Origin of the sequence: Bradyrhizobium cosmicum (genome assembly GCF_032290525.1) — a bacterium.
Taxonomy (GTDB): Bacteria; Pseudomonadota; Alphaproteobacteria; order Rhizobiales; family Xanthobacteraceae; genus Bradyrhizobium; species Bradyrhizobium cosmicum_A.
On record NZ_JASXTA010000002.1, the window covers coordinates 323,411 to 349,270 of the forward strand.

Genomic DNA, 25,860 nt, shown 5'->3' on the forward strand with positions numbered 1-25,860 from the left:
GGATTCGCACCTTAGGTCTTCAGCAGCGGCCCGGGGAGTAACAAGCCTGTCGGGAAACCCGGCACAGGTGGCGTCATCCAGCGCCGTGCGCGGCCGTGTCCGAACGACTGCACCTTGTTCGATCGGGCCAGCTCGTCGAGCGCCCGCTGCACCGTGCGCGCGCTGGCCCCAAGCGCCAGCGCGAGCGCCGAGCTCGACCACGGCTCGCCATCGGACAGGAAGGCGAGGACATTGGCGTGCTTCTCCTCGACCGGCCGCGCCAGCACGATGACGTCGCGCGTCTGCCGCGGTGCCAGCACAAAACCCTGCTTCGTCGCGCTGATTTCGGCCAGCGGCTCGAGCTCGGCGCGGAGCCGCCCGATCTCGACACGCAACCGCGCGCGATGCGATTCATCGGCGTGCTTCGCCCGGAACGCGCCTGATATCAGGGCCTCGCGCGAGACATCGGCGGGCCAGGCCTGCGCCAGCAGGCGGGCCAGCGCAAACAGCACCGGCCGCGTTCCGAGCGATACGACAACGCCCTGCCTGCGCACGACATGATGGAAGGTATCGACGACGAGCGCTGTCGAGGTCGCCAGTCTTTCGACCTCTCCGAGCAGCAACGGGTGTTCGCTGCCGCGCGCGATCAGGCGCGCCGCCGGCGTGTCGAGAATGAGGATAGCGCTGTCGACCTCGGCTGCGAGCGCCGGGATGTTCGCCAGCCGGGCGGCCTGCGCCGCACGGCTAAGCGCCGCGCGCGCGTCGTTCGTTCTGAGCCGCCTGATGGCGATGCCGGCGACCACGAGCTCGCGAACGACCTGAGAGGCAGGCGGAAGCGGGGCGGGGCTGAGCTCGGCCAGCGTCCGCTCGGCCTCGTCGAGGCGCCCGACGAGCAGGAGGCGGCGCGCCTCGATATGGCCCGCATGCGCGGCGTTGGCGAGATCGCCGTGTCGTTCGAGCGTCGCCCGCGCGGCGGCGAGCGACTTCACCGGCCAGCCCAGGTCGCGCGAGACGAGCGCGATCTCGGCTTCGGCCACCACGCATCTTGCGCGTGCCACCGCTTCTAGCGGACCGAACGCGCGCGCAGCGCTTCGCAGCAGCATCTTCGCTTTCGCGAGATCGCCGAGCTGCGCCATCGCGATGCCGCGCAGCGCCAGCGACGGCGCATCGTTGCGCAGCGCAACGCGGTTCAGCGCGCCGAGCGGATCGCCGGCCTCTAACGCCCGCGCCGCGGCCGTGATCAGCGACTCCATAAAGATCCCGCCACACTTGTTACTCCCACCGCGCAGCCGTCCGGTGCCAGAAATAGTCCACCACCGACGATGTGCGGTGAGGGACGAGCGGTTCCGCGTCTGCCATAGCCAGACGCAGAGCGACCGTCCAAGCAAGAGGTTTGGAGAGCCATGATGACATCAGCTGACAACGCAGGAACTAACGGACAGGCCGCCATGCAAACACCGCCGGTGGTGTCGCCGCGGGACTGGGAGGCCGCCCGTCAGCAACTGCTCGTGAAGGAAAAGGCGCATACCCGTGCCCGCGACGCCCTGGCCGCCGAACGCCGGCGCATGCCCTGGATGGAAGTCACCAAAACCTATGCGTTCGAGGGACCCGGCGGCAAGGTCAGTCTGGCCGATCTGTTCCAGGGCCGGCGGCAGTTGATCGTCTACCGCGCCTTCTTCGAGCCCGGCGTGTTCGGCTGGCCCGATCATGCCTGCCGCGGCTGCTCGATGGTGGCCGACCAGGTCGCCCATGTCGCGCACCTGAACGCCCGCGATACCACGCTCGTGTTCGCCTCGCGCGCACCGCAGGCCGACATCATCAGGCTGAAGAAGCGGATGGGCTGGACCATGCCGTGGGTCACCGTGACCGACAGTTTTGACGCCGATTTCGGCGTCGACGAATGGCACGGCACCAACGTGTTCTACCGCGATGGCGACCGGATCTTCCGCACCTATTTCGTCAAGAGCCGCGGCGACGAGCAGATGGGCGGCACCTGGAACTACCTCGACATCACGCCGCTCGGCCGGCAGGAGGTCTGGGAGGATTCGCCAAAAGGCTATCCGCAGACGCCGACCTACAAATGGTGGAACTGGCACGACAGCTATGTCGAGGGTGCAGCACCCGACAAGAGGTGGGTCGAAGTGTCGACGGCCGGCGAGAAGGCGCTGCGCGAGGCGGGCGGATGAGCGTGTCTTATCCCATCAGCACGGCCATCGGTGGCGGCCGTGCTGGCGTGGTGGCCGCGCGCCACCTCGCCAGATGGCTCGGCCTTGCGGCCACGCCGACGTTCGCACTCATGGCCGTGCTGACCGCCGCGCTCGGCGGCGACACGGCCGACATGCTCTGCTCGACCAGCCACAGTTCGCTGCTTGGCGGGATGGTGCCGATGTATCTGCTGATGAGCGCGTTTCATTCGGCAGCGTGGCTGAGGCTGATCTCGGAATGGCGAGGTGCGGACGGCGCGCGGTGAGCATGGATGGCCACGGATGCAGATGAATACGGCTCCGCCTCTGGCGGAGCCGTTACTGTGAGCTCGCCGCCGTCTGCAAATAAGCAACCACCTTCGCCGCTTCCTCCGCCGAGATGCCGCCGTACGGCTGCATCTTGTTGCCGGATACGACCTCGTCCGGCTTGATCATGAAGCGGGTGAGCTTGTCCTGGTCCCAATCGAAGCCGGCTTCTTTCATCGACGGCGAGTAGTTGTAGTTCGGCAGCGAGCCGGCCTTGCGTCCGACGATCTTGTTGAGATTGGGGCCCAGGCGATTGTCGCCTTCGTTCACCGAGTGGCAGGTGCGGCAGGAATTGTTGAAAGCCTGCCGTGCTGCGTCGTCGCTCGCCGGCTGCTGTGCGAGCGAGGAGGGTGCGGACAGCAGCAGCGTCAGTGCGCCGGCGCCAGCGATCGCGCACAGGCATGGGCCTTGCGGCGTTTGCGGACGTGATTGCATTTGCGCCTCCATCGGGGATCGCGCCGCAGCAGGCGCGCGCATCGGGATGCCGAGGGCAAACGAAAACGGCCCCGGTGGGTTCCGGGGCCGTTTGCGTCACAATGTCCTGTCGCTTAGCGCGTCGCAGTTCCGAGCTCCGCCCGCCGCTCGTTCATCGGCAGCACGATCACCTTGGTGCCGACGTTGACCCGGGAGTAGAGGTCGGTGACGTCGTCGTTGGTCAGGCGGATGCAGCCGGAGGAGACGCGCTTGCCGATGGTGTCGGGCGCGTTGGTGCCGTGGATGCGGTAGATGGTGCCGCCGAGATACATGGCGCGGGCCCCCAGCGGGTTGCCGGGGCCGCCGGCCATGTGGCGTGGCAGATAGGGCTGGCGCGCGATCATTTCCGGCGGCGGCGTCCAGGCCGGCCACTCGGCCTTGCGGGTCACTGACTGGACGCCGGACCAGGTGAAGCCGTCGCGGCCGACGCCGATGCCGTAGCGCAGCGCCTGGCCGTTACCAAGCACGTAGTAGAGATAGGTGTTGGGCGTATCGATGATGATGGTGCCCGGCGCTTCGCGCGTCGCGTAGGAGACGGTCTGGCGGCGGAAGCGTGCCGGCATCTCGACCGCGTCCTGGTCCTCGGACGGCTCAGTCTGATACGGCGTTGCCTGGTAAGGCTGATAGGGCTGCATCGGCTGCGGCGCGGTAATCGGCGGCAGCGGCTGGAAGAACGGGAAGAGCTGCACCGGCGCGGCCTTGGCCGCATCTGCAAACGCGATCGCCGAGACCGCAACTGCGCTAAAAGCAACGGCGCGCGAAAACGTCTTGAACCTGTCCAGATTGATCATTTGTCGCCCCTGTTTGCTCGGTGGTCTTGGCCACCGTGGCACCGCTTGGCGGTGCTCTGTTGCCTGGATCACTAACGGCAAAACGTTTCGGGACGTTTGCGCGGAAAACCGAAAACGGCTTCATGGCGGCAAGGATTGTTTCATGACAGTTTCGTGGCCGCAGGGGTCCGTTAACGAACAAAACAGTCGGCCGACACTTCTGTGACGTCACACGCCTGAAATATCCTTCGTTGATGGTCGATGCCTGAGAATCATCAAACTCCCGGATTTCCCCATGCGGGTATTAATCGCGACTGACGCCTGGCATCCGCAGGTCAACGGTGTGGTCCGGACGCTGACCTCGTTGGCGAATGCGGCCAAGGCCCTCGACGTCGAGATCGACTTCCTCACCCCGGACGGCTTTCGGTCATGGCCGCTGCCGACCTATCCGGGCCTACGCATCGCGTTGCCGAACCGCAAAGAGATCGCGCGGCGGATCGAGAAGGCGGCGCCGGAAGCGTTGCACATCGCGACCGAGGGGCCGATCGGCTGGGCCGCGCGGGCCTATTGCCGCCGTAACGGCCTTGCCTTCACCACCTCCTACACGACGCGCTTTCCGGAATACGTCTCGGTGCGGACCGGCATTCCCGGCGCCGTCGGCTATGCCGTGCTGCGCCACTTCCACGATGCCGCCGCGATGACCATGGTGGCGACGCCCTCGCTGCGACAGGAGCTGTCCGAGCGCGGCTTCAAGCGGCTCGGCTTCTGGACGCGCGGCGTCAACACAGAGCTGTTCCACCCTGACGCGCCCGCCAGGCTGGACCTGCCGGGCCCGATCTTCATGACGATGGGCCGCGTCGCGGTGGAGAAGAATCTCGAAGCGTTCCTCGCGCTCGACCTGCCCGGCACCAAGGTCGTCGTCGGCGACGGGCCGCAGAAGGCGGCGCTCGAGAAGAAATATCCGGAGGCCGTCTTTCTCGGCGAGAAAAAGGGCGGGGATCTCACCGCGCATCTCGCCGCCGCCGACGTGTTCGTGTTCCCGAGCCTGACCGATACCTTCGGTGTGGTGCAGCTCGAGGCGCTCGCCTGCGGCACGCCGGTTGCGGCGTTTCCGGTCACGGGCCCGAAGGATGTCATCGCCGGTCACCCGATCGGCGCGATCGACCATGATCTGCGCACCGCGTGCCTGCGCGCACTGACCATGTCGCGCGAGACCTGCCGCAACTTCGCGCTGGAGCGCTCCTGGGAGAACAGCGCACGCCAGTTCGTTGGAAACCTCACGTCGCTTCAGCCTAGCCGCGTCTTGCGCGCCTCGCCTCGCATGGCGCGGCGGCCGGTGCGCGGTTGACCTTTCATTTGAACCACAGCGAGAACCTCATCGATGGCTAAGATCATGAACCTTGACGGCACCCAGCAGCTTGACCTCACCCGCGGCACGGTCGAGCAGGCCTATGACCGCTGGGCACCGGTCTACGATCTCGTGTTCGGCGGTGTGTTCGCCAAGGGCCGGCAGGCCGCGATCGCCGCCACCAACAAGATCGGCGGCCGCGTGCTCGAGGTCGGCGTCGGCACCGGCATCTCGCTGCCGCTCTACGCGCCGCATCTGCGCATCTTCGGCACCGACATTTCGGAAGCGATGCTCGACAAGGCGCGTCAGCGCGTTGCCGAGGGCAATCTGAAGAACGTCGAAGGGCTCGCGGTGATGGACGCCGAGAAGCTCGAATTCCCCGACAATTCCTTCGACGTGGTGATGGCGCAATATGTCGTCACCGCCGTGCCGAACCCGGAAGTCGCGCTCGACGAGTTCGCCCGCGTGCTGCGCCCCGGCGGCGAGCTGATCATCCTCACCCGCGTCAGCGCCGACACCGGCATGCGCCGCTTCATCGAGCAGAAGCTCCAGCCGGTGGTGCGTCCGCTCGGCTTCCGCACCGCCGAGTTCGCCTGGTCGCGCTATGCCAAGTGGCTCGCCGGTGCCAACGGCATCGAACTCGCGGAGCGCCGCCTGATTCCGCCGCTCGGTCATTTCTCGCTGGTGCGCTTCCGCAAGGTCGACGTCGCCAAGGCGGCTTGAGCTGCGACTTCGCGTTCGCGTGCGTCATCGCGCCGCTGCACATCGTCACATGACAAAATGATGATGTCACACGGCGTACATCGAATCCCTGTCAATCCTGAACCCGAAAGCATTTTGGGGGAGAGCATGATCAAGAATTATCTCGAGCAGCTGCGGATCCAGCGCTGGGACGACCATCGCTACTATCACCACAGCCGCATCAATCAGAGCCTGCACTTCGTCAGCGCGGCGAGCTTCCTGTTTGCCTATGTCTGGCTGTTCGTCGATCCCGTGATCTCCGCGCTGGTCGGCTGGCTGGTCTCGATGACCTCGCGCCAGGCCGGTCACTTCTTCTTCGAGCCGCACGGTTATGACCACATCAACCAGGCGACGCACGAGCACAAGGAAGAGATCAAGGTCGGCTACAACCTTCAGCGCAAGGTGGTGCTGATGTCGATCTGGGCGGCATCGCCGCTGGTGCTGCTCGCCGACCCCACGCTGTTTGGCCTGTTCACGCCCTGGGCGAGCGCGACCGACTTCATGCGGCAGGTGGCCAAGATCTGGCTCGTGGTCGGCGGCGGTGGTCTGTTGTTCCGCACCGTGCACTTGTTCTTCATCCGCGACGTCGAGACCGGCCTCGTCTGGATGACCAAGATCCTGACCGACCCCTTCCACGATCTGATGCTTTATCGCAGCGCGCCGCTCGCCCTGATGCGCGGCGAACTGATGGACCCCGGCCTGCACCTCAACCCCGAGCACACGCTGGGCCTCATCTCCGAGCCCACGCTCGAGGAGCAGCACGCCTGAGCGCGCTCTTAGCCAACACTCCGATGTCTGATGGTTGCGTCATGCCCGGCCTCGTGCCGGGCATACACGTCTTGGAGCCTTCTTCGCCTCTCCCCGCGTGCGGGGGCGTGGGATTGAGCGCCGCCACAGACGCAGTCATTCCGGGGCGATGCGCAGCATCGAACTATGGTGCGGGCTCCCGCACCAGAGAATCTCGAGATTCCGGGTTCGGCTCTTCGAGCCGCCCCGGAATGACAGTGGTTGCGTGGAGAGGGCCGGCCTCAGCGCCCGAAGCGCTTGGCCAGCATCTCTTTCAAAATCTGCCGCTTGATGTTCTTGTTGGTGAGCACGCCGTCGTGCCACCAGAAGCCGTCGGCCTTCATCTTGTCGGCCGCGCGGACGAAGCGTTCGGCGACTTCGGTGAAGTCGGCGTCGGTGTAGTTCAGGCTGAAGATCAGCCGGCCGGTGCCGACCCAGCTCAGCGCCAGGCCCTCGGCGCGCAGGTAATATTGCAGCATCCAGTTGTAGCGGGACGGCGTGGTGTATTTCACAGTCCAGATCGACGAGAAATTGGCGAACCGCACCGGCAGGCCGGCATCGCTCATCATCTGGTTGAGCTTTTGCGCGCGGCCGTTCCAGGTGGCGTCGAGCCCGTCATAGATGGCGCGGAAGTTCGGACTGGCGAGACGGCTCAGGAACTCGTCCATCGCCGTCATGACATACGGGTGCGAGTTGAAGGTGCCGCGCGCGAAGCAGATGTCGGCGGGACGGTCGTCGCGGAAGCGGCGCATCAGCTCGCGTTTGCCGCAGACCACGCCGACCGGCAGGCCGCCGGCGAGACTCTTGCCGTAGGTCACCATGTCGGCCTTGACGCCGAAGTACTCCTGGGCGCCGCCGGCAGCGAGACGGAAGCCGACGAAGACCTCGTCGAAGATCAGCACGATGCCGCGCTCGGTGCAGACCTCGCGCAGCTTCTTCAGCCACTGGGTGTGGGCCGCCCGGTCGAAATGACCGCCGCGCGACGAGTCGACCAGCGAGGAATCGCCGGGGGCGTTGCCGTTGGGATGCAGCCCCTGCAGCGGATTGACCAGCACGCAGGCGATGTCCTTGCGCGTGCGCAGCACGTGCAGCGTCTTCTCGGACATCTCGGCGAGGGTGTAGGTCTCGTGCGCGGGAATCGGATTGCCGACGCCGGGCTGCACGTCGCCCCACCAGCCGTGATAGGCGCCGGCAAAGCGAACCAGATGCGAGCGCTTGGTGTGGTAGCGCGCGAGCCGCACCGCCTGCATCACGGCTTCGGTGCCGGACATGTGGAACGAGACTTCGTCGAGGCCCGAGATTTGGCAGAGCCGCGCCACGTTATCGAGGATGACGGGATGATAGGGGCCGAGCACCGGGCCGAGCGCGTGCGCGCGCTTCTCGGATCCCTCGATGCACTCCTTGTAGAAGTCGTTGCCGAAGATGTTGACGCCGTAGGACCCGGTGAGGTCGTAGGAGGTGTTGCCGTCGACATCCGTGACGGTAACGCCGCTCGAGGACTCCATGAAGGTCGAGGTGCCCAGATGCTCGCGGACGAGGCGCGAGAACTGGAACGGCACGCGGTAGGTCTCGGTGAAGTGCAGGTCGGAAATCTTCTCCGCCGCTTCCTTCGTCATCGCGCGGCCCTTGGGGTAACGCTTGGCGTAGAGATCGGCGAGGCGGAAGAAGGCCTCCTTGCGCTGCGTCACCACGTTATCAGGCGCGCCGTCGCAGCCGAAATATGTGTCGCCCTCGAACTCGTAAAACGGGAGCAGCTTGGCCACCCGGCGCGACATCTTGGAGTGCCCGGCGAGAGAGCGGTGCTTGGCGCGGGACAATTCGAGCCGCGCCTTGAGCTTCGGGAAGGCGGCGGCAGCGGACGCTGCGGCGGCCACGGAAAATGAGAGAATCGGGAGTGTCGTTTCCATGACAACAAGCGCTAATACTGCGAGCTGACAGATTCATGACAGTCAAAGCCGTCATCGCCTCTTTCACCCAGCAGGAAGACCTCAACTTCCTGTTGACCAACCGCATCCCACGCGCGGCCCTGACCCGCTTCATGGGCCGGTTCTCCAAGATCGAGAATCCGCTGGTGCGGGATTTCTCGATCGCGCTGTGGAAACTGTTCTCCGACCTCGACCTGTCGGAGGCGCAGAAAACGCATTTCAAAAGCCTGCACGACTGCTTCACCCGGGAGCTCAAGCCGGGCCTGCGGCCGTTCGATCCGGACCCTTCCGTCGTCGCTAGCCCGTCGGACGGCATCGTCGGGGCCCACGGCCGGATCGCCGACACCGAGCTGTTCCAGGTCAAGGGCGCGCCCTATTCGCTGCTCGACCTCGTCGGCGATTCCGCGCTGGTCGACCAGCACCGCAACGGCTCGTTCGTCACGCTGCGGCTGACCTCGAGCATGTATCACCGATTCCACGCGCCCTATGACGCGCATATCGAACGCGTCACGCTGATCCATGGCGACGTCTGGAACGTCAACCCGATCGCCTTGAAGAGGGTCGAGCGCCTGTTCTGCAAGAACGAGCGCGCGGTGATCCGCACGCATCTGTCGACCGGCGAGGCGGTGACGCTCGTGCCGGTTGCTGCGATCCTGGTTGCGAGCATCCGGTTGCACTTCCTCGACATGGTGCTGAACGCGCAGACACGCGGCCCCGTCAATTTTCCCTGCGATGTCAACGTGAGCAAGGGCGAGGAGCTCGGCTGGTTCGAGCACGGCTCGACCATCATCATCCTGGCGCCCGGCGATTTCACCTTCTGCAATGGCATCGCCGAGGGCACGCGCATCCGTGCGGGGCAGGCGCTGCTGCGAAGAAAGTAGCCTTCAATCCACCGTCCCCGCGGCCTATATGGTCAGCGGGGACAATTTTACGGATTTTGTGATGGCGCGGGCGCCGGTCATGGCGGCGGGTGGTATTGTGCTGCGGCGGAGTGCGCCGCCGCTGATCGCGGTCGTACGCCAGCGCAAACGCAACGAATGGGTCTTGCCCAAAGGCAAGCTCGACGACGGCGAGACGCCCAGGGACGCCGCGCATCGCGAGGTGCTGGAAGAGACCGGCCACAACGTCGCCATCCACGAATTCTTGGGCACGCTGGTCTATCAGTCGGGCGGGCGTTCGAAGGCCGTGCATTTCTGGCGGATGGAAGCCGAGGGCGGTCCCGTCCGCAAGCTGATGAGCGACATCAAGGCGGTCGACTGGCTGACGCTGGACGATGCGCTCGCGCGGCTGTCGCGCGAATATGAGCGCACGTTCCTGACACAGGTCGGCCCGATCGCGATTGCGGCGGCGGGCCTTGCATCGTCGCCCGCACCCGAGCCGCGGCCGGCGAGCGACGACGTCGATGCAGCCTTGCAGACGCTGACCCCGGCCGAAGCGTCGGTCGATGAGCTGCGCCACGGTCTGTTGCAAAAGGTGAAGGCGTGGCTGCGCTCGCAATGACGAACTTCTTTCCTCCTGTCTCCTCTCACTCACGAGGGACAAGGAAGAAGTCATCGCCGTCCTTTCTCCTCCTTCGGAGCGGACGTCGGCCTTCGTGGTGTCGCAGGGCGTTGCGCGGCGGGGAGGCGCTGCTGCAATCCGCCCGGGCGCTGCATGCCGCCTGGGTGCTGAGCCGCGGGCAGCTGGCCAGGCGGTAATCCCGAGCGCGGCGATTGCGGCTGCGGTGTCGTGCCCGGTTGCGGCGGCACAACTCCTCCGGGCTGCGCCGGGATATGCCCGTTTCGCTGTCGTTGCGTCTGCGGCGCGCCGCCGGGCTGTGTGCCGTGTCCGGTGCGCGGTGCGCTTGCTGGTTGTCCCGAACCTTACTGCCGACCTGGTTGTTGCTGGCGCTGGCCCGCGCGCGCCGCGCCCGGCTGCGCCGCGCCGCCCTGGGGCTGCGGCGGCTGTGCGCCTTGCCGGTTCGGCGCACCAGGCTGCTGCTGGCCCGGACCGTTGTTCTGGCCGTTCGGCCGCTGCGGCTGCTGACCCGGCGGCGTGTTCGGCCGCAATTGCTGCTGAAATGGCCGCGGGATGCGCGGGCTCGCGGCCGGATTGGCGCGGCGGAAGTCGCGCTGCTCGGTGACGATCTGCCGGCCCGTGGTCTGCGCCAGGTGCACCTGGCTGACGAAGCCGCGGTCGCGCGCGATCTGCTGCGCGGGAATCGTGATCGGCACGGCGGCAAAGCGCATGCCGCCGGCAGCGGCCGCGCCCGGCCGGATCGCAAAACCGCTCGCGGCTTGCGTCAGCGCGCCGAGACGCGTGCCGCTGCTGCGGTCGTCGACGTCGATGTGCCCGACCCGGCCGTCGGCATCGGGATAGAGCTTGATGTTGACGTTGCTCGTCCTGTTCGCCGCCGCGCCTTCGGGCACGTTGACGACGCCGGTGGTGCCGCGGATGCCGAGCGTTGCCGTCGGTGTCGTGATCTTCATGTCGCCGGTCTTCGCCACCGCCGCCGCGACGAAGGCGACCGTGCCCTTGCCGATGTCGAAGACGCCTGCGTTCTGCTTGCCGCCGTCCTCGTAGACGTAATTGTCGATGGTGATCCTGGCGCTGGCGGAAAGATTGAACGTGGTCGCGTCGTTGAAGGTGATGCCGAGCGAGGAGTTCGAAGAGGTCTGCACGACGTCGTTGAGATAGATGTCGTCGCGCACGTGCAGGGGATAGGAATTCCTGTCGCGGATCACGGTCGCGATCCCCGTCACGGTCGCGACGTTGCCGATCGGCTCGACGGCGGCGGGTTGCGCGTCTGCCGCGGGAGCCGGCGAAGGCGACGGCGTCGGGGAGGGGGCGGGCGTTGGCTGCGCTTGTGGCTGCGCCTGCGCAAGCTCGATTGCATCGGATGCGAATACCACGCTCGCGCCGGCCAGCGGCGACGCCAGCAGCACAAGCGTAAGCACGAAGCGGCGCCAAGCCACCAATGAAGTCACGAGGATGTCCCGGTGAGAAACGCGAGGCGAGATCGGCCGATATCAGCGGGGGTGAGCTGAATGACGGATGAACAGCTTCCCCCTCATGGTGAGGAGCGCGCCCTTGCGCGCGTCCAGCGGACGATACTTCGTATCGCCGCGAGAACCATGCGGGCCCAGCTCTCGATCCGGGCCTCTCCCTTCGAGACGCCTGCTGCGCAGGCTCCTCAGGGTGAGGGGAGCGAGCCTGTCGCGCGAGATCCCGGGTCGATGCTTTGCATCGCCCGGGATGACGACAGCACGGGATGACGCCCTCGGCGTCAGCTCACGCGCTTCCAGGTCTGGCCGCCGCAGAACATGCCGCCAAAGGCGCAGCCCTGCACGCGCATTGCATTCGGGCCTTTCATCGCGATGGTCGAGTCGTAGTTGCGGCCGGAGTTGGGATCGTGGATGCGGCCGCTCCACTTGGAGCCCTCGGGCTTCATGTTGATCAGGATGCGCTCGTTGGACTTCACGGCATAGCCGCAGAGATTGGCGCCGCACTGCTCGACACGGACGTTGCCCTTGTTCTCTTCGGTCGCCCAGATCCCGATCGGCGTGTTGGCAACCGCCACAGGCGCGGCGGCAACCGGAGCAGGCGCAACGGCGACGGGAGCAGGCGCAGCGACAGGGGCAGGAGCCGCAACGGGCGCGGGCTGCGTCGTGTTGTCGAAGCCGACGGACGGAGCGGCCGCAACCGTCGTCGCCGGAGCGGGAGCAGCGATCGCGGGGGCGGCCGGCGCGGTCGCGTGCACGGGCTGCTGCTGCACCGGAGCCGGGGCGGGCTGCGCGGTGGTGGCTGGAGCCGGCGTATTGTCGACGTCATCGTCCTTCGAGCCAAAGTCTTTGGAGCCGAGGCCCTTGAGGTTGATGTTGTTCAGCTTGATCGGCTTGTCGGACAGGCCCGGCGCGACGATGGTCACGCAATTGAGCGAAGCGCAGTTGCGCGGCGTCTCGATGCGGATCTGCTGGCCTTCGATCTGGAACGAGATCGAACTGCCGGCATGGGCTGCGGCGGTCGAGGCGAGGAAGAGCGCGGTGGCGGCGATGGTGAGCTTGTTCATGACAACCTCTGAAAATTCTGTGGTCCCGGTATGGGCTGGTGTCGCTGGTGGATGAAGCGTGGTCCGACCCTATGCCGGCTACGTCCGGCCTTCCGTGATGGACGTCACAACGGCTCTCGTCTGCCCAGGGTGACGCAGCGCACATTCAGCCGTGGTTCATCCCGCCTAACCTCGTCGCGACAGAGGGAGGCGCCGATGACGCGGCTTCGGACATCGCTTGGCACATTGATCGCACTGATGATGATGGCGCCCGCAGCCCAGGCCGGCTCGTACACCTTCTCGATCGGCGGCCACCGGTTCCATGTCGAAGCGCCGCGCAATTGCCGGTCTGCTTCCTGTGTTTCGGTGTCCAATCGCAGCCTGCGGCCGACGCAAGACGTCGGCACGGCACCCGCACCGCCGCCCGCGCCGCTCGTCCAGGCGCCGCAGCCGGCCTGTCCGGCCGCTCCGGTCCGGCCGCCACAGGCGACCGTCGTCGCATCGCCGGCGCAGTCAATCCCCGCCCTTGCTGCGGCGGCGTCGCAGCCCGTCGTGCCGGCGCCGGCCCCAAGACGGGAGGCACCGAGAGTCGAGGCGCTGAGCCCCAATCCGCCGCAGGTTGACCTGCAACGCCTGGATCCGCCGCGCCTGGAGGTGCCGGTTGTCGCCCCGCCGCCTGAGATCAAGCCAACGGCACCGATCGCACAGCGCAGCGACGACGAACCGGCCTATTCGCCGCTCGGCGAATGGGAGAGCCCGGGCGCCAGGGGCACGGTTCGCATCGAACGCTGCGGCCCCGCACTGTGCGGCTTCGCGCTGACGGACGCGTCGAGCCGGGGCGAGAGCGTGCTCGTCAACATGAAGCCGAAAACGCACGACGTCTGGACCGGCAGCATCTACAGCCGCTCCAGCAACAACACCTATTATGCAACGATGACGCTGAAGGCCTCCGGCAAACTCCACGTGGAGGCCTGCGCGATCGGCCGCTTCTGGTGCTCCGGCAACGACTGGAGGCGGCTCGACGAGCGGCGGGAGAAGCTGATCACGACCTCGCGGCAATGGGGCGCGCGGTCGTAGTCATTCGCATGCGCACCGCTTCAGTCCTCTTGCGGGAAAGTGGAGCGCGGCGCTCGACGCAGTCGCTGAAATCTCTAGATCATTCCGAGCACGATGGCGCCGACAAAGGCCATTGCGAGGTAGGCGGCAATCACGCTCAGTCTCCCGGCGAACGTCATGACGTTGCTCCCTGGGATGCTCCCGCTGATCCTGCGCGGCGCGGACGACCATCATGGTTAACAGAGAGTCTCTTTCCGAAAAAGTCAGCCTTGCTGCCGCTCATGCCGGCGGTGGACCCTTGTGCGGGCCGGTATGGTTAAAGAACACTGAAATCAACACGTTGAAGAGTCTTTAAGTAAATTCACCGAACCTGCGTGCATGACGCGCGGAGTTCGTTTGTATCTCGTCGGCTCCATCGTCCTTGTTTCGCTAGCGGGTTGCGGACGCGGCTTCTTCCAGGCCGAACGTGAACCGTGGCGGGCCGAGGCCGAAGCCGCATGCCTGAAATCGGGCGCGGTCAAGGAGAGCGCGGACATCGTCCGCATCGATCCGATCTCCGGCCCCGGCCAATGCGGCGCGGAGTTTCCGCTGAAGGTCGCAGCGCTCGGCGAAGCCTCGAGCAGCTACGGTTTTGCCGATGAGGAACTGCGCCCGCCCGGCAGCATCGGCAACCAGCCGCGCTGGCCGGTGACGCAGCCACGGTCGAATTATCCGCAGAGCCGGAACACTTCGGCGTCCTCGTATCCGCAGCAGCCGAACTATCCCGAGAGCGCGGTGCGTCAGCCTTCCGGCTATGGCAACTCACCCGGTCCGATGTCGCTGAACGCGCCCGGCGTGGCTCAGCAGGACGACGAGATCGACTTGCCGCCCGATGGCACCGATGCTGCGGGCGCCGCGCGCTACATGAATGCGCCGAGCTATCCGGCGCGGCCGGCGCCGTATTCGCAGGCGCCCACGCAGCAACAATTGCCGCGCCTCGGCCCGGCGCAGGGCAATCCCGTCACCGCCGTCGGCCCCGTTGCCATCAAGCCGACCGCGACGCTGGCCTGTCCGATCGTGTCCGAGCTCGACCGCTGGCTCGCCGACACCGTGCAGCCATCGGCGATGCGCTGGTTCGGCACCCGCGTCGCCGAGATCAAGCAGATCTCCGCCTATTCCTGCCGCGGCATGAACGGCAACTCGCATGCCCATATCTCCGAGCACGCCTTCGGCAACGCGCTCGACATTTCCGCCTTCGTGCTCGCCGACGGCCGCCGCATCACCGTGAAGGACGGCTGGCGCGGCATGCCGGAAGAGCAGGGCTTTCTGCGCGACGTGCAGTCGGGGGCGTGCGCGCATTTCACCACGGTGCTGGCGCCCGGCTCCAACGTCCATCATTACGACCACATTCACGTGGACCTGATGCGCCGCGCCAGCCGCCGCCTGATCTGCCAGCCGGCCGCTGTCTCCGGCGACGAGGTCGCCGGGCGCGCGCAGTCGCGCAGGCCGTACGCGAATGCGCGCGATCCCTCCGTGACCGGCTCGCTCGGCCGCAAGAGCGCCGCGCAGAAGCGGGAAGAAGAAGAGTACGCGGACGATTGAGATGTCCGCCGATATCGTCCGCTATCTCACCCACCCGCAGGTGCAAATCGATCCTGATGTGCCCGTGCCGCAATGGGGCCTGAGCCCGATCGGCCGAACGCGGACCGAAGCGCTTGTGAACGCGAGCTGGCTCACGCGCACCACGCAGATCGTCGCCAGCGGCGAACGCAAGGCGCTCGAGACCGCGGAGATCATCGCAGGCCGGCTCGGCATCATGATCGAGATCCGGGTGGCGATGCATGAAAACGACCGCTCGGCGACCGGCTTTTTGAAGCCGGCGGAATTCGAGCAGGTCGCCGATCAGTTTTTCGCGGAGCCGCATCTCATCGTCCGCGGCTGGGAGCGCGCCATCGACGCACAGGCGCGCATCGTGCGCGAGGCCGAGGCGGTGCTGGCGCGCAATCGTCCCGGCGATGTTCTCTTCGTCGGTCACGGCGCGGTCGGCACGCTGCTGTTCTGCCACTATGCCGGCCATCCCATCGCTCGCGTCCACGATCAACCCGCCGGTGGCGGCAATTGCTTTGCGTTCGCGCGGGAGGGGCGGCAAATCGTGCACGGCTGGCGCAGACTGGAAGAGATCGGGGCGTAGCTCTACTGGAAAATCATTTCGAGGTCGGCTTCGACGGTGCGGGGACCAGCCCCATGCATAGCTGCACCTCACCCGGGACGTTGTAGGTCCGCATGATATGGCGGCTGTCGCGCAAGCCGGTCGCCTCACGTTGCACCACGAGCATCCACAGCGCCTGGCCGGCTTCCATCACCAGCTTGCGCCTGGCCGGTTGCATCGCGGCCGGCACCTCCGGATGGGCGTGGGCGGCGTCGAATTCGCGCAGACGCGCGAGGGCCTGTTCGAGCGCGCGGCCCATCCGTCCAAGCGCAGAGGCCTGTTCCTGGACGATCTCATAATGGAGGATATCGACGGGCGGGCGAAGATCACGAGACATGGCCCAAAAATAGCGCCGTGGGCCGGCCCGCGCAACGCGCGGCCCGCTTGCCGTTACTTCGCCCGGTACGCCGCCAGGAACATCCGCGCCGCGCTGTCGACCACTTCGGTCATGCGCTCTTCCGACGGTGCGGGCGCGGCCTGGAACACGAAGGGCAGGAACAGCGAGGCCTTGCACAGTTCCATGAACTGCGACGCTGCAAGGTCGCAATCGCCGATCTCGAGATCGCCGGAGGCGGCATGGATTTTGAGATACTCGGAGAGGCGGTTGATGGTCTTGTCCAGCACCCGCGCATAGTAGCGGCGGCCGACATCGGGCATGCGCTCGGCGATCGCCATCACGGTGCGGATCGCCGATCCGCCGCCGGGCCGGCAGAGCAGATGGATGTAGGCCCGGCCGAAATCCTTCAGCGTGGTCTCGGCGTCGCGCGCGGGATCGAAATTGAACACGACCTGGCCGTACTGGAGCGCCTCCTGCTCGAGGATGGATTCGAACAGCGCGCATTTGTCGGCGAAGTAGACGTAGAGCGTGCCCTTCGAGACCTGTGCCGCACGCGCGATCTCGCCCATGCTGGCGCCGTCAAAACCCAGATCCATGAACACCTTGCGGGCGCCGTCGAGAATCTGGCGGCGCTTTGAGCTGTCCTCCTCCTGGATGACGTTCAGACGTTCGCGGCCGGCTACAACCATTGGTTCAGGGTCTCGGAAGGTTTCTGGACGGGGTGCCGAACCATGAAACGCAAATAAAGGATTCGGGCCAGTAGGGTCCTCCTGGGAATATTATCTATATTGACCGAACCGTTCGGTCAATGATATTTGGGATGAGCGAGGGGGAACGGCCGCAGGACGGCCGTCCTTGGTCGCGCCTTTTTATTGGGGAGGCCGTTATGGCCGTATCGAGAGACCAGGCTGCGCGCGTCCTTCGCCAGGAAGCGGTGGAGACGACGCCGGAGCAGGCGGGCGGTGAAGCTGCGACCGAGAAACCTGTCGCCCTTGCCGACCAGTTGCGCTCTCATGTGGCCGAGGAAACCAAGCGCCGCACCAATGAGGCGCCGGAGAAGCCCGTGACCGACAAGCCGGCCGCACCTGCGCCGGACGCGCCCGTCGCCGCCGCTACGCCAAAATCGGGCAAGCGCAAATTCGTCCTGATGGGCGTCGGCCTCGTGCTGGCGCTCGCGGCTGCAAGCTATGCCGGCTATTACACGCTGATCGGCCGCTTCTACGTCTCCACCGACGACGCCTATGTCCGTGCCAACAACACCATGCTGGGCGCACGCGTTGCCGGCCACATCTCCTCGATCCTCGCCGGCGACAACACGACCGTGCGCGCGGGCGACATCGTCCTCCGTATCGACGACGGCGATTACAGGATCGCGGTCGATGCCGCCGCGACCAGGATCGCGACCCAGCAGGCCACCATCGATCGCATCGGCCGCCAGGTCGCCGCGCTCGACAGCCAAGTCGCACAGGCCAGGGCGCAACTCGTCTCCGCCGAAGCCGGCCTCAGGCGCGCCGATCTCGACTATGAGCGCCAGCAGGCGCTGAACAGCAAGGGCTTCGCCTCGCGTGCTGTGTTCGAGACCTCGGAGGCCGGACGCGACCAGGGCGCCGCCGCGGTCAAGGCCGCGCAGGCCGCCTACGACGTCGCCGTCAGCAATGTCGACGTCGCCAAGGCGCAGCAGGCCGAAGCGCAGGCGCAACTCGCCGAGCTCAAGACCTCGCTCGCCAGGGCCGAGCGCGACCTTGCCTTCACCGCGGTGCGTGCGCCGGTCGACGGCACGTTCTCGAACCGTCTGGTCAGCACCGGCGACTTCGTCGCGGTCGGCCAGCGTCTCGGCAATGTCGTCCCGCTCGACAACGTCTATATCGACGCCAATTTCAAGGAAACCCAGCTCAAGCGCATCCGTCCCGGCCAGCCCGTGACGATCAAGGTTGATGCGTATGGCATGCGCAAGTTCTCGGGCGTCGTCGACAGCATCGCGGCGGGCTCCGGCTCGGTGTTCACGCTGCTGCCGCCCGACAACGCGACCGGCAACTTCACCAAGATCGTGCAGCGCGTGCCGGTTCGCATCCGCGTGCCGAAGTCGGTCGCCAAGCAGAATCTGCTCCGCGCCGGCATGTCGGTCTACGCGACCGTCGATACCAACAAGGGCGCGGCCGACGCCGACAGCGAGATCGATCTCGACGATCCCACCACGGTCCATCCGCAGTAAGCGCGCCCTCTGAGCGCTGCGAGGTCAGACCATGGCGAACGCCACCACTGCTCCCCCCGCCATGATGGCGGACGCCGCTTCGGAGCGCATCGCGCCGAAGCGGCTGTTCGCCTTCATCATCATGGTGTTCGGGATGTTCATGTCGATCCTGGACATCCAGATCGTCTCGGCGTCCTTGAGCGAAATCCAGGCCGGATTGTCGGCAAGCTCCAGCGAGGTCGCCTGGGTCCAGACCGCCTACCTGATCGCCGAAGTGATCGCGATCCCGCTGTCGGGATTCCTGTCGCGCGCTTTCGGCACGCGGCTGCTGTTCGCGATCTCGGCCGCGGGCTTCACCGTATCGAGCCTGCTCTGCGGTTTCGCCACCACGATCGAGGAGATGATCCTCTGGCGCGCGCTGCAGGGTTTCCTCGGCGCCGGCATGATCCCGACGGTGTTCGCCTCGGCCTACACCGTGTTCCCGCGGTCCAAATTCCACATCGTCGGCCCCATCATCGGGCTCGTCGCGACCCTGGCGCCCACAATCGGTCCGACGGTCGGCGGCTATATCACCGACCTGATGTCGTGGAACTGGCTGTTCTTCATCAACGTCGTGCCCGGCATCGGCATCACCATCGGCGTGCTGGCGCTGGTCGATTTCGACGAGCCGCATTTCGAATTGCTCGACCGCTTCGACTGGTGGGGCCTGCTGTTCATGGCCGGCTTCCTCGGCACGCTGGAATATGTGCTGGAAGAAGGTCCGCTCCATGAATGGATGCAGGACACCTCTGTGGCGATCTGCGCCTGGATCTGCGCGATCTCGGCGATCGCCTTCTTCTGGCGCGTGTTCACGGCAGCCGAGCCGATCGTCAATTTGCGCACCTTCTCCAACCGCAATTTCGCGATCGGCTGCGTCCTGCAGTTTTGCATCGGCATCGGCCTCTACGGCCTGACCTACATCTATCCGCGCTATCTCGCCGAGGTGCGCGGCTACAGCGCGCTGATGATCGGCGAGACCATGTTCGTCTCGGGCATCACCATGTTCCTGGTCGCGCCGCTGGTCGGCCGCCTCATGGTCAAGCTCGACATGCGCTACATGATCGCGTTCGGCCTGATCGTGTTCGCAATCGGCTCCTATCAGATGACCTGGATCACGCGCGACTACGATTTCTACGAGCTGCTGGTGCCGCAGATCCTGCGCGGCATCGGCATGATGTTCGCGATGGTGCCGACCAACAACATCGCGCTCGGCACGCTGGCGCCCGACAGGGTGAAGAACGCGAGCGGCCTGTTCAACCTGATGCGCAATCTCGGTGGTGCTGTGGGCCTCGCCGTCATCAACACCGTGCTCAACGACCGCACCGATTTGCACATCACGCGCCTCCAGGAGCGCGTGACCTGGGGCAACGCCACCGCGACCGAAACTCTGACGATGCTGACGCAGAAGTTCCAGGGGCTCGGCGATTCCGCGCTGATGGCGATGAAGCAGCTCAGCCAGATCGTGCACCGCCAGGCCGTGGTGATGAGCTTTGGCGATGCCTTCTTCGTGCTGACGCTGTTTTATCTCGGCCTCAGCCTGCTGGTCACGCTGCTGAACAAGCCGGCCTCGATGGCCAGCGGCGACGCGCACTGAACTGTCCACATACTCCCTGTCATCGCCCGGCCTTGACCGGGCGATCCAGTACGCAGGGATGGCGCGGCTAGAACCGAGAAGCCGCGGCGTACTGGATTCCCCGCCTTCGCGGGGAATGACAGCGGAGTGTGAAGTGGCGACCCGCACCAAATTGCAACACTCGTCCGTGATCTCGCGGCAGCCCCGTTGCAAATCGGAAACGACACATCTATAAAGCGCACCTTGTTCATCGAAACCGGGGAGGGATTTGCATGATTTCGTCGCTTTCGCAGATCGCACGCCCGCGCTCGATGATGTTCTGGCTCGGTACCTGCTCGACCTCCTAGAGGTCCTTTCCGCCAGTTTCGATTGGGCTCCAAGTCCCGATCGCTCCGCTTCCCAAGTCAAAATCAGTCTCAAGTGACGCCGTCCCGGTCCTCGCGGCCGGCTTGCGTCCATCGATGGAGCCGGCCCGCGTCACAAGCGGCCGGATGATGTCATGACCGCTCTGTCAAAGAAGCCCGCGGCGATACGCGTGGTGCTGCCCTTCGTGTTCCGGCACTGGCTGAAGCAGCCGGGGCGCATGTTCGTCATCGTGGGCAGCCTGCTCGGTGCGACGGCCGCCGACCTGTTCATGCCCGTTTTCTCGGGACACCTGATCGATGCGCTGACGCGCGGGCCGTCCGATCCCGACGCGCGCCATACGGCGCTGGTCGCATTCGGCGCGATCGTGGCGCTCGGCGCGGCCTCGATGGTGCTGCGGCTCGCAGGGCTACAGGTCATCGTGCCGTTCACGCTGAAGATCATGTCCGAGGTCGCGCAGGACGCGTTCATGCGCGTGCAGCGCTTCTCGACCGACTGGCACGCCAACTCCTCGCCGGCTCCACCGTGCGCAAGATCACGCGCGGCATGTGGGCGCTCGACCTGCTCAACGACACCATCCTGCTGGCGCTGCTGCCCTCGCTGGTCGTGCTGATCGGATCGATGATCCTGCTCGGCGTTCACTGGACATCGCTCGGCGTGGTGATCGCGCTCGGCGCGCTCGCCTATGTCACGATGACGGTGCTGTTCTCGACGCGCTACATCGCGCCGGCCGCGCGTGTCTCCAATGCCTGGGACACCAAGGTCGGCGGCACGCTGGCGGATGCGCTGACCTGCAACGCCGTGGTGAAATCCTTCGGCGCCGAGGCGCGCGAGGATGGCCGGCTCGCCCGCGTCATCAACCGCTGGCGCGTGCGGGTGCGGCGGACCTGGTTTCGCTACAACTACACGGCCATGTCGCAGCTTTCGCTGCTGCTGTGCCTGCGTGCCTCCGTGATCGGCGGGTCGGTGCTGCTGTGGATGTCCGGGCATGCTTCGCCCGGCGACGTCACTTATGTGCTGACGAGCTACTACGTCATCCACGCGTACTTGCGTGACGTCGGCATGCACATCAACAACCTGCAGCGCTCGGTCAACGACATGGAGGAGCTGGTGGCGATCCACGGCGAGCCGATCGGCATTGCGGACGCGGCCGAGGCGCGGCCGATCGCGATGGAGGGCGGCGAGATCGTGTTCGACGACGTCACGTTCCATTATGGCGGCCATCGCGCGCCGCTGTATGACGGGCTGTCGCTGACGATCCGCGCCGGCGAACGCGTCGGCCTGGTCGGCCGCTCCGGCTCCGGCAAGACGACCTTCGTCAAGCTGGTGCAGCGGCTCTACGACGTCTCGGATGGTCGCGTGCTGATCGACGGGCAGGACGTCGCGAAGGCGACGCAGCAGTCGCTGCGCAGCCAGATCGCGATCGTGCAGCAGGACCCGATCCTGTTTCACCGCTCGCTCGCCGAGAACATCGGCTATGGCCGGCCCGGCGCCAGCCTGGAGGCGATCGAGCAGGCGGCGCGACTGGCGAACGCGCACGACTTCATCCTGCGCCTGCCGAAGGGCTACGGCACGCTGGTCGGCGAGCGCGGCGTGAAGCTGTCGGGCGGCGAGCGGCAGCGCGTGGCGCTGGCGCGCGCGTTCCTCGCCGATGCGCCGGTGCTGATCCTGGACGAGGCGACCTCGAGCCTCGATTCGGAATCGGAGGCGCTGATCCAGCAGGCGATGGAACGCCTGATGAGGGGCCGCACCTCGATCGTGATCGCGCACCGGCTGTCGACGGTGAAGAGCCTCGACCGCATCCTGGTGTTCGACCGCGGCGAGATCGTCGAGCAGGGCACTCATGCCGTGCTCGCGGGCAAGCCAGGGGGCCTCTATCGCGGCCTGTTCGAGCGCCAGGTGGTGGAGCTCGGGCGCGTCGTGGCGGCGGAATAGGAAGAGGAATGGCGCGTCGGCATCGAGGCGAACGTCCCGACGCCACGCCGCCAGAGGATGGCATGACATGAAGGACCTGACAGACGGCTCCATCGTGAGACACATCCTGGTCATGTCGCCGCCGATCATGGCCGGCATGATCTCGATCATGGTCTGCCAGCTGGTCGATCTGTATTTCGTTTCGGGCCTCGGCGATGCCGCCGTTGCGGGTGTCGCCGCGGCCGGCAACGCCGGCTTTCTCGTCAACGCGCTGCTGCAGGTGCTCGGCGTCGGCACGGTGGCGCTGGTCGCGCATGCCGTGGGACGCAAGGATCGGGCGGACGCCAATCTGATCTTCAACCAGGCAGTCGCGCTGTCGGTGCTGTTCGGCGTGTTGACCCTGGTCGCGGGAGCGGCGCTGTCGCGCTTCTATATGCGTTCGATCGCCGCCGACCAGGCCACGATCGAGGCGGGAACCACGTACCTGTTGTGGTTCATGCCGGCGCTCGCCCTGGAGTTCGTCATGCAAGTGATTGCATCCGCGCTGCGCGCGACCGGCATCGTGCGTCCCGCCATGCTGGTGCGCGTCGTCGCTGTTATCATCAACATCGCGCTGGCGCCGGTGCTGATCTCGGGTTTGGGCACCGGCTACGCGCTCGGCGTCGCCGGCGCGGGACTGGCGAGCTCGATCGCGGTCGGCATCGGCGCCCTGATGCTGCTTGTCTATTTCCGCAGGGTCGAGCGTTATGTCGCCTTCAATCCGGCGCAGTGGCGTCCGCAGCCGCGTCATCTGATGCGCATCCTCAATGTCGGCCTGCCGGCCGGCGGCGAGTTCGCGATGATGTTCACCTTCATGGCGGTGGTCTATTACGTGCTGAGTGATTTCGGCGCGGCGGCGCAGGCTGGCTTCGGCATCGGGCAGCGGATGCTCGGCCTGATCCAGATGCCTGCGCTCGCGGTCGCGTTGGCGGCCGGGCCGATCGCCGGCCAGAATTTCGGCGCCGGCAACGGCGCGCGCGTGCGTGAGACCTTCGTCAAGTCCGTGCTGATCACCAGTGTCGTGATGATCGCCTTCCTGCTCCTCGCGCAGTCGAAGCCGCAACTGCTGCTCGCCGGGTTCTCCAACGACCCGGAGACGATGGCGATCGCCTACCTGTTCTTGCGGATCATCTCGCTCAACATGGTCGCGCAGGGCCTGATCTTCACCTGCTCGAGCATGTTCCAGGGCCTCGGCAACACCAAGCCGGTGCTCGTGAGTTCGGCGACGCGCGTGTTGACCTATTCGCTGCCGGCGATCTGGCTCTCGACGCGACCGGGCTTTCACATGGAGTATGTCTGGTACCTGTCGATCGTGGCGACCACGCTGCAGGCGGGCCTGAGCCTGTGGCTGCTGCGCCGCGAGTTCAGAAAACGCCTTGGGGTGCCGCTGAGGAAGGCTGCAGAGCCGGCGGGGCTCCAACCGATCGCGCCTCTTGCCCGCGAGCCTGCGTAGCAACAGCTTGTTCCATCCCCGTGGCTCCGGCTAGGGTCCTTTGGGGATGGTGTGCCGCAGAAGGGCTGAATGACCGGAGTGACGAACGAACCGCGGCCGGCCTCCACGCTCGCCGCGATCTGGGCGGCGCGCTATCGCACGCCGGCCCGCTTCGTTGCGCTGATCGCGCTGCTGCTGCCATGGACGACAACCGGACTGACTTTTGCGCTCATACCCTGGCTGATTGCCTTTGCGTTCGTCGATCTGCGCGAATTCCCACGCTCGCTGCTCCGTCCGATCTGCCTGCTGCCGATCGCGCTGGTCGCCCTCGCTGCCGTCGGCGCGCTCTGGTCGGATGCGCCCTGGCCGGAGCGGATCCATGCGATCGGGCCGCCGGCAAAGCTGCTGGTGATTCCGCTGCTGATCTACCAGTTCGAACGCTGGCCCTACGGCCACTGGGTGTTTTCGGCGTTCCTGGCGTCCTGCGCCCTGCTGATGCTGTACTCCTTCACGGTGGCGATCGACCCCAACCTGTCACTGAAGCCTTATTTGTCGCGCGGGCCCTACAAGGCCGAAAGCGGGATCGCGGTGCGCAACTATATCGACCAGAGCCAGGAGTTCGCGCTCTGTGCGCTCGCGCTGGTCTATCCGGTCGTGGCGCTGGTTCGGCAGGGCCGCGTTCGGATCGCGGCGCTGTTCGCCGTACTGGCGATCTGCTTCCTCGGCAACATGATGTTCGTTGTGGTGTCGCGCACGGCGCTGGTGACGTTGCCGGTGCTGGTCGTGGTGTTCGCGCTGCTGCATCTGCGCTGGCGCCTGGCGCTCGCCGCCGTCGGCGCGACGGGGATACTGGCGGTCCTGCTGTGGAACATCTCTCCGCCTCTGCGCATGACGGTCGCCAAGTTCAACGGCGACTATCACGCGAGCATCGTCGGCAACGACGTCAGCGGCATGGGCTCGCGCCTCGAATACTGGCGAAAATCCCTGCGCTTCATCGCCGATGCGCCGCTGATCGGTCATGGCACCGGCTCGATCCGGGGCCTGTTCGCCAGCGCAGCCGTCGATGCGGAGATCGACCCGCTGCGCGGCGAGATCGTCAGCAACCCGCACAACCAGACGCTCAGCAATGCCGTGCAGTGGGGCCTCGTCGGCGTGCTGATCCTCTACGCGCTGTGGTTCGCGCACCTCTTGATGTTCCGCGGCGAAGGGCTGGCCTGCTGGATCGGCCTACTGGTCGTGGTACAGAACATGCTGTCCTCGCTGCTCAACTCGCATCTGTTCGACTTCACGTCGGGCTGGATCTACGTGCTCGGCGTCGGCGTTGCCGGCGGCATGGCGCTGGCTGCGAAGAAGGCTGAGGTTTAAAGCGCGCCGACGCTGTTCCAGACGAGGGTAAGGCCCGACAGGAATAACAGGCCGAGCACGACGTCGCCGAAATGCTTGTCGTTCAACGCGTGATAGACGCGCGCGCCGGCCCATGCGCCGATCAGCGTCCCCGGAAAGGCGACAGCTGCGAGCCAGACTACCTTGAATTCGACCAGGCCCGAGGCCGTCTGCAGCACCAGTGCGGTGGCGAGCACCGTGAAATTGAAGAGCTGGAAGATGCCGCGCCGCTCGTGCTTGTTCCAGCCACGGATGTTGGCCCACAGGATCGGCAGCGGTCCGGACAGGCCGGCGAGGCCGCCAAGAATTCCGCCGGCAAAGCCAATCGCGCCGTCGGCGATGCGGCCGCCGAACGTGACGGCGAGCGGCTTCTTGTTGAGATAGAGAGCCGTCGAAAAGATCAGGATCAGCACGCCGACGCTCAGCTTGAATACGTTTGGATCGGCCGAGGCCACCATCATGGTTCCGAGCGGCACGCCGATCAGTCCTCCGATCAGGAACGGCCACACCAGCGACAGGTCAAAGCTCTTCCACATCGACGGCAGCGTCGAGGTCTGCGCGATCACCGAGCAGATCAGCACCAGGGGCACCGCGAGCGAAGGCGGCAGCACGTAGAGCCAGATGCCGAGCGCCATCAGCGCCGTACCGAAGCCGGCCAGGCCCGAGACGAAGCCGCCGGCCAGCGCGCCGAGCAGGAGCAGCACGTAGGTGAGCGTTTCCAACCGATTGTCCTTGTCGCAACGGGCGATCCCGAACTGTTGATCGCCACGGACCGCATAGCACAG

At 66.0% G+C, this 25,860-nt stretch carries 22 protein-coding genes and 2 pseudogenes; 15 read left to right on the plus strand and 9 right to left on the minus strand.

The genetic code is table 11. The features are described from left to right. Window positions 1–11 precede the first annotated feature (11 nt). Entirely contained in the window at window positions 12–1,232 is a 1,221-nt protein-coding gene (locus QSV46_RS05300; protein ID WP_314947466.1) for a helix-turn-helix domain-containing protein, read from the minus strand. A 150-nt stretch (window positions 1,233–1,382) separates the two neighbouring features. Here QSV46_RS05300 and QSV46_RS05305 point away from each other — a divergent pair, with 150 nt between their 5' ends. Further along, on the plus strand, window positions 1,383–2,165 hold the full coding sequence (locus tag QSV46_RS05305) for a DUF899 domain-containing protein (RefSeq protein ID WP_314947469.1): 783 nt from the start codon (window positions 1,383–1,385) through the stop codon (window positions 2,163–2,165). Then, the gene (locus QSV46_RS05310) at window positions 2,162–2,449 is read left to right on the plus strand and encodes a hypothetical protein (protein WP_314947472.1); all 288 of its coding nucleotides are present in this window, start codon (window positions 2,162–2,164) and stop codon (window positions 2,447–2,449) included. The genes QSV46_RS05305 and QSV46_RS05310 overlap by 4 nt, the downstream gene beginning before the upstream one ends. Before the next feature lie 52 nt (window positions 2,450–2,501). Here the strand turns inward: QSV46_RS05310 and QSV46_RS05315 are convergent, their stop codons facing one another. After that, the gene (locus tag QSV46_RS05315) at window positions 2,502–2,924 is read right to left on the minus strand and encodes a c-type cytochrome (protein WP_314947474.1); all 423 of its coding nucleotides are present in this window, start codon (window positions 2,922–2,924) and stop codon (window positions 2,502–2,504) included. 113 nt (window positions 2,925–3,037) lie between these two features. Then, on the minus strand, window positions 3,038–3,754 hold the full coding sequence (locus QSV46_RS05320; protein ID WP_314947475.1) for a L,D-transpeptidase: 717 nt from the start codon (window positions 3,752–3,754) through the stop codon (window positions 3,038–3,040). A gap of 274 nt (window positions 3,755–4,028) precedes the next feature. Between QSV46_RS05320 and QSV46_RS05325 the strand changes: the two genes are divergently transcribed. From QSV46_RS05325 to QSV46_RS05335, 3 genes are all read left to right on the plus strand, one after another. Beyond that, window positions 4,029–5,081 carry a glycosyltransferase family 1 protein gene (locus tag QSV46_RS05325; protein WP_314947477.1) on the plus strand — a complete coding sequence of 351 codons (1,053 nt, stop codon included), beginning with the start codon at window positions 4,029–4,031 and terminating at the stop codon, window positions 5,079–5,081. A gap of 33 nt (window positions 5,082–5,114) precedes the next feature. Beyond that, window positions 5,115–5,804, plus strand: a complete 690-nt coding sequence (locus QSV46_RS05330; protein WP_314947480.1) for a class I SAM-dependent methyltransferase — start codon at window positions 5,115–5,117, stop codon at window positions 5,802–5,804. A gap of 126 nt (window positions 5,805–5,930) precedes the next feature. After that, window positions 5,931–6,590 (plus strand): hypothetical protein, encoded by a 660-nt coding sequence (locus QSV46_RS05335; protein ID WP_314947483.1) that lies wholly within the window; start codon window positions 5,931–5,933, stop codon window positions 6,588–6,590. Between the two features lie 260 nt (window positions 6,591–6,850). Here the strand turns inward: QSV46_RS05335 and QSV46_RS05340 are convergent, their stop codons facing one another. Continuing rightward, window positions 6,851–8,515 (minus strand): aminotransferase class III-fold pyridoxal phosphate-dependent enzyme, encoded by a 1,665-nt coding sequence (locus tag QSV46_RS05340; RefSeq protein WP_314947485.1) that lies wholly within the window; start codon window positions 8,513–8,515, stop codon window positions 6,851–6,853. Between the two features lie 35 nt (window positions 8,516–8,550). Between QSV46_RS05340 and asd the strand changes: the two genes are divergently transcribed. Further along, window positions 8,551–9,414 (plus strand): archaetidylserine decarboxylase, encoded by an 864-nt coding sequence (gene asd / locus QSV46_RS05345; protein ID WP_314947488.1) that lies wholly within the window; start codon window positions 8,551–8,553, stop codon window positions 9,412–9,414. Between the two features lie 61 nt (window positions 9,415–9,475). Next, entirely contained in the window at window positions 9,476–10,033 is a 558-nt protein-coding gene (locus QSV46_RS05350) for an NUDIX hydrolase (RefSeq protein ID WP_314947491.1), read from the plus strand. A gap of 50 nt (window positions 10,034–10,083) precedes the next feature. Here the strand turns inward: QSV46_RS05350 and QSV46_RS05355 are convergent. Together QSV46_RS05355 and QSV46_RS05360 are read right to left on the minus strand one after the other, a co-directional pair. Then, window positions 10,084–11,490, minus strand: a pseudogene (locus QSV46_RS05355) (FecR domain-containing protein). Between the two features lie 308 nt (window positions 11,491–11,798). Continuing rightward, window positions 11,799–12,581, minus strand: a complete 783-nt coding sequence (locus QSV46_RS05360; RefSeq protein WP_314947493.1) for a DUF2147 domain-containing protein — start codon at window positions 12,579–12,581, stop codon at window positions 11,799–11,801. A 195-nt stretch (window positions 12,582–12,776) separates the two neighbouring features. On the opposite strand from QSV46_RS05360, the gene QSV46_RS05365 reads away from it, so the two are divergent. The 3 genes from QSV46_RS05365 (at window position 12,777) to QSV46_RS05375 (ending at window position 15,786) form a co-directional block, all read left to right on the plus strand. Continuing rightward, on the plus strand, window positions 12,777–13,637 hold the full coding sequence (locus QSV46_RS05365) for a DUF2147 domain-containing protein (protein WP_314947495.1): 861 nt from the start codon (window positions 12,777–12,779) through the stop codon (window positions 13,635–13,637). Window positions 13,638–13,994: 357 nt separating this feature from the next. Beyond that, window positions 13,995–15,197 carry an extensin family protein gene (locus QSV46_RS05370; protein ID WP_314947497.1) on the plus strand — a complete coding sequence of 401 codons (1,203 nt, stop codon included), beginning with the start codon at window positions 13,995–13,997 and terminating at the stop codon, window positions 15,195–15,197. A 1-nt stretch (window position 15,198) separates the two neighbouring features. Beyond that, window positions 15,199–15,786, plus strand: a complete 588-nt coding sequence (locus tag QSV46_RS05375) for a histidine phosphatase family protein (protein WP_314947500.1) — start codon at window positions 15,199–15,201, stop codon at window positions 15,784–15,786. A 13-nt stretch (window positions 15,787–15,799) separates the two neighbouring features. On the opposite strand, the gene QSV46_RS05380 is transcribed toward QSV46_RS05375, so the two are convergent. Both QSV46_RS05380 and QSV46_RS05385 read right to left on the minus strand, forming a co-directional pair. Next, window positions 15,800–16,141 (minus strand): DUF6665 family protein, encoded by a 342-nt coding sequence (locus tag QSV46_RS05380; protein ID WP_314947502.1) that lies wholly within the window; start codon window positions 16,139–16,141, stop codon window positions 15,800–15,802. Between the two features lie 53 nt (window positions 16,142–16,194). After that, window positions 16,195–16,830: a TetR/AcrR family transcriptional regulator gene (locus QSV46_RS05385; RefSeq protein WP_314947505.1), complete on the minus strand. Its 636-nt coding sequence runs from the start codon at window positions 16,828–16,830 to the stop codon at window positions 16,195–16,197. Between the two features lie 197 nt (window positions 16,831–17,027). Between QSV46_RS05385 and QSV46_RS05390 the strand changes: the two genes are divergently transcribed. The 5 genes and pseudogenes from QSV46_RS05390 to QSV46_RS05410 all read left to right on the plus strand — a co-directional run bounded on the left by QSV46_RS05390 (window position 17,028) and on the right by QSV46_RS05410 (window position 25,057). After that, window positions 17,028–18,353 (plus strand): HlyD family secretion protein, encoded by a 1,326-nt coding sequence (locus QSV46_RS05390; protein ID WP_314947508.1) that lies wholly within the window; start codon window positions 17,028–17,030, stop codon window positions 18,351–18,353. 31 nt (window positions 18,354–18,384) lie between these two features. After that, window positions 18,385–19,965 carry a DHA2 family efflux MFS transporter permease subunit gene (locus QSV46_RS05395; protein WP_314947512.1) on the plus strand — a complete coding sequence of 527 codons (1,581 nt, stop codon included), beginning with the start codon at window positions 18,385–18,387 and terminating at the stop codon, window positions 19,963–19,965. A gap of 478 nt (window positions 19,966–20,443) precedes the next feature. Then, window positions 20,444–22,242: pseudogene (locus QSV46_RS05400) on the plus strand (ABC transporter ATP-binding protein). A gap of 67 nt (window positions 22,243–22,309) precedes the next feature. Further along, on the plus strand, window positions 22,310–23,713 hold the full coding sequence (locus QSV46_RS05405; RefSeq protein WP_314947515.1) for an MATE family efflux transporter: 1,404 nt from the start codon (window positions 22,310–22,312) through the stop codon (window positions 23,711–23,713). A gap of 69 nt (window positions 23,714–23,782) precedes the next feature. Further along, window positions 23,783–25,057 carry an O-antigen ligase family protein gene (locus QSV46_RS05410; RefSeq protein ID WP_314947518.1) on the plus strand — a complete coding sequence of 425 codons (1,275 nt, stop codon included), beginning with the start codon at window positions 23,783–23,785 and terminating at the stop codon, window positions 25,055–25,057. On the opposite strand, the gene QSV46_RS05415 is transcribed toward QSV46_RS05410, so the two are convergent. Next, window positions 25,054–25,797 carry a sulfite exporter TauE/SafE family protein gene (locus QSV46_RS05415; protein WP_314947522.1) on the minus strand — a complete coding sequence of 248 codons (744 nt, stop codon included), beginning with the start codon at window positions 25,795–25,797 and terminating at the stop codon, window positions 25,054–25,056. The genes QSV46_RS05410 and QSV46_RS05415 overlap by 4 nt on opposite strands. Window positions 25,798–25,860 lie beyond the last annotated feature (63 nt).

What these genes read in the sequence shown, in the direction of transcription:
- QSV46_RS05300 (WP_314947466.1), bottom strand. Translation starts at nt 1,232, where the DNA reads ATGGAGTCGCTGATCACGGCCGCGGCGCGGGCGTTAGAGGCCGGCGAT.
- QSV46_RS05305 (WP_314947469.1), top strand. Translation starts at nt 1,383, where the DNA reads ATGATGACATCAGCTGACAACGCAGGAACTAACGGACAGGCCGCCATG.
- QSV46_RS05310 (WP_314947472.1), top strand. Translation starts at nt 2,162, where the DNA reads ATGAGCGTGTCTTATCCCATCAGCACGGCCATCGGTGGCGGCCGTGCT.
- QSV46_RS05315 (WP_314947474.1), bottom strand. Translation starts at nt 2,924, where the DNA reads ATGCAATCACGTCCGCAAACGCCGCAAGGCCCATGCCTGTGCGCGATC.
- QSV46_RS05320 (WP_314947475.1), bottom strand. Translation starts at nt 3,754, where the DNA reads ATGATCAATCTGGACAGGTTCAAGACGTTTTCGCGCGCCGTTGCTTTT.
- QSV46_RS05325 (WP_314947477.1), top strand. Translation starts at nt 4,029, where the DNA reads ATGCGGGTATTAATCGCGACTGACGCCTGGCATCCGCAGGTCAACGGT.
- QSV46_RS05330 (WP_314947480.1), top strand. Translation starts at nt 5,115, where the DNA reads ATGGCTAAGATCATGAACCTTGACGGCACCCAGCAGCTTGACCTCACC.
- QSV46_RS05335 (WP_314947483.1), top strand. Translation starts at nt 5,931, where the DNA reads ATGATCAAGAATTATCTCGAGCAGCTGCGGATCCAGCGCTGGGACGAC.
- QSV46_RS05340 (WP_314947485.1), bottom strand. Translation starts at nt 8,515, where the DNA reads ATGGAAACGACACTCCCGATTCTCTCATTTTCCGTGGCCGCCGCAGCG.
- asd (WP_314947488.1), top strand. Translation starts at nt 8,551, where the DNA reads ATGACAGTCAAAGCCGTCATCGCCTCTTTCACCCAGCAGGAAGACCTC.
- QSV46_RS05350 (WP_314947491.1), top strand. Translation starts at nt 9,476, where the DNA reads ATGGCGCGGGCGCCGGTCATGGCGGCGGGTGGTATTGTGCTGCGGCGG.
- QSV46_RS05360 (WP_314947493.1), bottom strand. Translation starts at nt 12,581, where the DNA reads ATGAACAAGCTCACCATCGCCGCCACCGCGCTCTTCCTCGCCTCGACC.
- QSV46_RS05365 (WP_314947495.1), top strand. Translation starts at nt 12,777, where the DNA reads ATGACGCGGCTTCGGACATCGCTTGGCACATTGATCGCACTGATGATG.
- QSV46_RS05370 (WP_314947497.1), top strand. Translation starts at nt 13,995, where the DNA reads ATGACGCGCGGAGTTCGTTTGTATCTCGTCGGCTCCATCGTCCTTGTT.
- QSV46_RS05375 (WP_314947500.1), top strand. Translation starts at nt 15,199, where the DNA reads ATGTCCGCCGATATCGTCCGCTATCTCACCCACCCGCAGGTGCAAATC.
- QSV46_RS05380 (WP_314947502.1), bottom strand. Translation starts at nt 16,141, where the DNA reads ATGTCTCGTGATCTTCGCCCGCCCGTCGATATCCTCCATTATGAGATC.
- QSV46_RS05385 (WP_314947505.1), bottom strand. Translation starts at nt 16,830, where the DNA reads ATGGTTGTAGCCGGCCGCGAACGTCTGAACGTCATCCAGGAGGAGGAC.
- QSV46_RS05390 (WP_314947508.1), top strand. Translation starts at nt 17,028, where the DNA reads ATGGCCGTATCGAGAGACCAGGCTGCGCGCGTCCTTCGCCAGGAAGCG.
- QSV46_RS05395 (WP_314947512.1), top strand. Translation starts at nt 18,385, where the DNA reads ATGGCGAACGCCACCACTGCTCCCCCCGCCATGATGGCGGACGCCGCT.
- QSV46_RS05405 (WP_314947515.1), top strand. Translation starts at nt 22,310, where the DNA reads ATGAAGGACCTGACAGACGGCTCCATCGTGAGACACATCCTGGTCATG.
- QSV46_RS05410 (WP_314947518.1), top strand. Translation starts at nt 23,783, where the DNA reads ATGACCGGAGTGACGAACGAACCGCGGCCGGCCTCCACGCTCGCCGCG.